This is a genomic window from Candidatus Culexarchaeum yellowstonense (assembly GCF_024707025.1).
GTDB lineage: Archaea > Thermoproteota > Methanomethylicia > Culexarchaeales > Culexarchaeaceae > Culexarchaeum.
This window is the reverse complement of record NZ_JANGFQ010000215.1, coordinates 1-5,098: the sequence shown is the minus strand read 5'-3', so window position 1 is coordinate 5,098 and position 5,098 is coordinate 1. Positions and strand designations below refer to the sequence as shown.

Here is a 5,098-nt window from a genome sequence, read left to right as displayed (position 1 = left end):
CTATCATCACTGGTTGGTTGTGTATGGATGATTTACATTGCATACAGATACCTTATGAATAATTAATTATATTTTTCCATCTCCAAACGTTAACGTCATTTTATTGCATGCTTTGTTATTTCAATTGAGCATGCATTGTATTTTGTGCAGAATTCTTCACATTTCTCAGCCCATATTCTCTCCCTATATTTCAGGCCACATTTTTCACATACGTATACTGTTTCACCATTGTATGTAAACTCTTTAACCATGTTTATCACCAACTTATTTAACCTCATTGCTTATATGCTTATTGTAGCATATTATTAGTTTGGTGATTGCTTGAGGATTGTGGATTTGAGGAGTGATACTGTCACTATTCCGCCTAAGGAAGCTTTAGCCACAATTCTTGAAGCTCCATTGGGTGATGACGTTTACCGTGAGGATCCAACTGTCAATAGGCTTGAGGCTATGGCTGCTGAGATATTTGAGAAGGAGGCTGCTCTACTTGTTACTAGTGGGACGCAAGCTAACTTGATATCTGTTATGGCTCACACTAAGCGTGGAGATGAAGTTATTGTTGAGTATGATTCGCATATCTACAATTATGAGGTTGGTGGGATGTCTTGGATTGCAGGTGTTCATCCAAGACCCATAAAGGGGGTTAGGGGTTTCATGGATCCAGCTGCCATAGAAGCTGCCATTAGACCTAAAGATATTCATTGTGGTGAAACCACACTGCTCTGTGTTGAGAATACCCATAATAGGGCTGGAGGTACCGTTATAACGCCTAAACAGATGGAGGCTATGGCTGAAGTTGCTAGGAGGTATGGTTTGAAAGTTTATGTTGATGGTGCAAGGATATTCAATGCTGCAGTGGCTCTTGGAGTTAAACCTTCAAAACTTGTTGAGCATGCCGATTCCCTCAGCTTCTGTCTTTCCAAGGGTTTAGCTGGACCAGTTGGTTCTCTTATGGTTGGACCTAAAGATTTCATTGAACGTGCTAGGAAGATTCGCAAAGTCCTTGGTGGTGGTATGAGGAAAGCTGGAGTTATAGCTGCACCCGGGATATGGGTTTTAGAGCATATGGTGGATCGTTTAAAGGAAGATCATGAGAATGCCCGTAAACTAGCCCTTGGACTCTCAAAGATAAAAGAGATATCCATTGATTTAGATTCAGTTCAAACCAACATTGTGATTTTCGAGTTGAAGGAGATTAGTGCAAAGGTTTTTGTGGAGGCTTTAGCTAAGAGGGGCGTTAAATGCGGCGCCATTGGTCCACGTAAGATTCGTATGGTTACACACTATGGCATCACTTCTGAAGACATTGATTATACATTAAAAGCCGTTAAAGCAGTTATAGATGATTTATCCGAATGATATTTGAATTGAATTTAACCATAAATACAACATAATTTTTGTTACAAATCTTTCAAGTTTCCATTTTTAATATATTTGCATTAAAGTTTACTTTAATTTCTGTTGTATGATTTGAGCATGTAATGTGAATTTAAATTTAAGCAAAATGGAACTTGATCAAAGAGATGATGAAGATGTAATTATTAGGACTTCTTAAGAATCTACTATTAAAAAATTCTTCCTAGAAATTGGCAAGAAATGTAGATAAAGCTTATAATTATGGGCTAGGCTATTCCAATATGGGCTAAGCCTACGTGAATGTTTCAGAAGATTTTGAAATCAAGATTTCGAAGAGAAGGTTCATATCTATTCCAAAACTATTGCTGAGGCTCTTGGAATAGAGGGAGGTACTAAGGTGAAACTTTACGTTGAAGAGGGAAAGATCGTTATTGAACCCATTAAGGATGCTTTGTGGTTCGCGTTTCATGACCCTAAAGTAGGACGTGTAACTTTTAAGGAGTTAGAAGAGGAGAGTGAACGTGAGCAAGAGAAACTTTCGGGTACTCCTTGACACATAGTTTCTTCTCCCATTCCTTGGCCTTGCAACTGATGAAGTGGTCATGTATTCTCTGCCGAAACTGAGAGGGGCAGAGCTCTTCTACAGCGAGCTGAGTATCTTAGAAGCTATGTGGAAAGCTGTGAAAATTGTTAAGAAAGAAGATTTAGATTTATTTATCAGTTTAGAAGATCTTAGATGAGCACTTAGTTTTAAGAGGTTTAATCCAGATCTTCATTAGAGGGAGCTGAATACCATAACCGCTTGTCATTGATTATACATTAAATTTTGTTACGGTTTTCAATAGCCTCCTGTACATTTATATTTTTATTTTTCATTTAATGGCAATCTTAATTTATCTGTTTGTACCTATTTTATTGCTGGTTGATTAGTGGTTTGTATGTGGAGTATGCTTTATCTGCTTAGGAATAATCCTGATAGGATTAAAGCTTCTCAACGTGCTAGGGGTTTGGATGAGTCTGTTGTTGATAAGGCTTTAGAATTGGATTTAAGGTGGCGTAGAACTTTAACTAGAGTTAATGAGTTGAGGAGGGAGCATAATAAGATTTCACGGGAAATTGCAAATTTGAGTGGTGAGGAGAGAGTTAAAAAGCTTGAGGAAGCTCGTAAGTTAGCTGAGAGGATTGAAGCTGAAGAGAAGATTTTGAGGGAATTGGAGGAGGAACGTACAAGAGTGCTTCTTGGAATTCCAAATGTAATTCATGAATCTGTTCCCATTGGTAGGTCTGAGGAGGATAATGTTCCAATAAGATTTTATGGTAAACCAAAAGTTTATAGAGGGTTCTTGGATGATTTCTTGAAGCAGGTTAAGGGGTTCAATGTTGATTATGAAGTTATTGATTGGAAGCCTATGGGTCATGCTGATATGCTTGATTTCCTCGGTTTAGGTGATACTGTTAAGGCTGGTGAAGTGGCTACATCCAGATTCTACTACCTATTTGATGATCTCGTATGGCTTGATTTTGCATTACTCCTATATGCAATAGACTTCTTATCTCAACAAGGGTTTAAAGTGATTTTGACGCCATACATGCTTAGGAGATCTGCTTATGAAGGTGTTACCACCTTAAGTGATTTTGAAGAAGCTTTGTATAAGATTGAGGGTGAAGACCTATACCTGATAGCTACAAGTGAACATACAATTGCAGCTTACCATATGAATGATTTACTGGATGAAAATAATCTTCCATTGCTCTATGCTGGTGTTAGTGCATGTTTTAGGAAGGAGGCTGGAGCTCATGGTAAAGATACCAAGGGGATCTTTAGAGTTCATCAATTTAATAAAATTGAGCAATTCGTCTTCTGCATGCCTGAAGATTCATGGAATTGGATTGAGCGGCTAATTGGGAATGCTGAGAAGCTTTGGAGTGGTTTAGAGATTCCATATAGGGTTGTGAACATATGTTCTGGGGAATTGAGTGCTGTTGTTGCTAAGAGGTATGATTTGGAAGCTTGGATGCCTGCTCAAGGTAAGTATAGGGAGATGGTTTCATGTAGCAATTGTTTGGATTGGCAGAGCTATCGTCTCAACATTAGGTTTCAGAGGAAGGGGGAGAAGGGGTTGGAGAGGGGATATGTGCATACACTTAACTCTACAGCTATTGCTTCCACTAGGGCTATAACTGCCATATTGGAGAATTATCAAGAGCCTGATGGCTGTGTAGTTATACCTAAAGTTTTGAGGCCTTACCTTGAAATGTTCAAGAAGGCTCCTAAGGAAGTTATACATCCAGTTAAGGGTAAAGTGGAGAAAAGGTAATTTATGTAAAAATTAGTTTTTAATTATCTTTACTTTTATGGCATGTACTGAGCATGATATGCATGGATCGTAATTTCTCACTATCATCTCCACCATCAACTGTGCTTCCTCTATTGGCTTGCTAATTATTTCTGGAATTTGCATTAGTATATCTTGCTCGATGTGTGCCAAGTTTTGTGTGGTTGGAGCTATTATCCTTGCCTTCTCCACGTACCCTTCACTATTTATCTCATATGAGTGATACAGTATCCCCCTAGGTGCTTCTGTTACTCCACATCCCCATCCAGCTTTAACTTTCCCCTCTACGTATGGTTTCTCTGGTTCTCTATATTCATCTATAAGTCTCTCTATTTCTAATGTTGAATGATATATCTCTGCCGTCCTAGCTATTATGCTTTGATACGTATTCACTAGAGGTGCTTTAAATCCATATGCTTCCAATACGTCTCTCACCTCTCCTCTTAGAGCTTTGTAGTTGTTGTTGAATCTTGCTATTGGGCCAGTTACGTATGTCCCCCTCCCCTTTATTCTGCACCTTAGCGATGTGGAGTATGGTACTTGGAATTCTTCTATGTTATCTTCAAATTCTTCTTCAGATATGTTTATCCCCTTATTGGACACGATTCTTCCGCCTATGGTTGGGTATTCCCCTTCGGGGTCTTGTAGTGATAGGTATTCGTAGTCACATTTTATTTTAGGAATTTCTAGCTGGAGTATCCATTCTAATAATTCTTTTGCAATTTCTTGTTTATCTTTGCATTCCCTCTTGATGTCTTCAAGCTCTTCCCTCCTTATTATCCTGTAGAATCCTCCAATTCTGCATGAAACTGGGTGTACTGATCTTCCTCCAATTTTTTCCATAACATAGTTTCCGAAGGCTTTCAGCTTTAGTGCTTTTCTAACTATTTCCGGCTTTATTTTTGCCAATTCTATTACGTCGTTTAGTTTCATGAAGTCTGGTGCATGTAATAGGAATACGTGTAGTGCGTGGCTGCTTATCCACTCCCCAAATAGTAATGTTTTCCTTAGATTTTGAATTTCCTTTGGAATATTTATTTCAAGTATCTTTTCCATTGCTCTGCTACTGCTGTATATGTATGGTACTGGGCATATTCCACATATCCTTGCCACAAAATCTGGTACTTCCAAATACTTTCTTCCCCTTATGAATGCTTCGAAGAATCTTGGCGCTTCAATTATTTCCACTTGTATCTTCTTCACATTTCCATTTTCCACTACTATTTCGACTTCGCCTTCACCCTCCACTCTCGTTAATGGTTTTATGTTTATTTCCACAATTTTATTCATATTTCTCCACCACTTCCTTGAATTCTGGTCTCCAGCATTCAAATTTCTTGAATAGGAATGAGATATCCTTCTTGCTCAATTCTTTCTCCATGAATTGTTGTGCTAGTTTTGTTGTT

General features: G+C 38.3%; 5 protein-coding genes. 3 read left to right on the top strand and 2 right to left on the bottom strand.

All coding sequences use genetic code 11. The features are described from left to right. Positions 1–95 precede the first annotated feature (95 nt). Complete coding sequence (locus MRT15_RS11385) at positions 96–251, bottom strand: hypothetical protein (RefSeq protein ID WP_304330345.1); 156 nt, start codon at positions 249–251, stop codon at positions 96–98. A 70-nt stretch (positions 252–321) separates the two neighbouring features. Between MRT15_RS11385 and MRT15_RS11380 the strand changes: the two genes are divergently transcribed. The 3 genes from MRT15_RS11380 (at position 322) to serS (ending at position 3,674) form a co-directional block, all read left to right on the top strand. Further along, positions 322–1,359 carry a GntG family PLP-dependent aldolase gene (locus MRT15_RS11380; protein ID WP_369684980.1) on the top strand — a complete coding sequence of 346 codons (1,038 nt, stop codon included), beginning with the start codon at positions 322–324 and terminating at the stop codon, positions 1,357–1,359. A 343-nt stretch (positions 1,360–1,702) separates the two neighbouring features. Continuing rightward, positions 1,703–1,909 (top strand): AbrB/MazE/SpoVT family DNA-binding domain-containing protein, encoded by a 207-nt coding sequence (locus MRT15_RS11375; protein WP_369684981.1) that lies wholly within the window; start codon positions 1,703–1,705, stop codon positions 1,907–1,909. 385 nt (positions 1,910–2,294) lie between these two features. Further along, positions 2,295–3,674: a serine--tRNA ligase gene (serS, locus tag MRT15_RS11370; protein ID WP_304330342.1), complete on the top strand. Its 1,380-nt coding sequence runs from the start codon at positions 2,295–2,297 to the stop codon at positions 3,672–3,674. 12 nt (positions 3,675–3,686) lie between these two features. On the opposite strand, the gene MRT15_RS11365 is transcribed toward serS, so the two are convergent. Beyond that, complete coding sequence (locus MRT15_RS11365; protein ID WP_304330341.1) at positions 3,687–4,982, bottom strand: Ni/Fe hydrogenase subunit alpha; 1,296 nt, start codon at positions 4,980–4,982, stop codon at positions 3,687–3,689. Between the last annotated feature and the right edge of the window lie 116 nt (positions 4,983–5,098).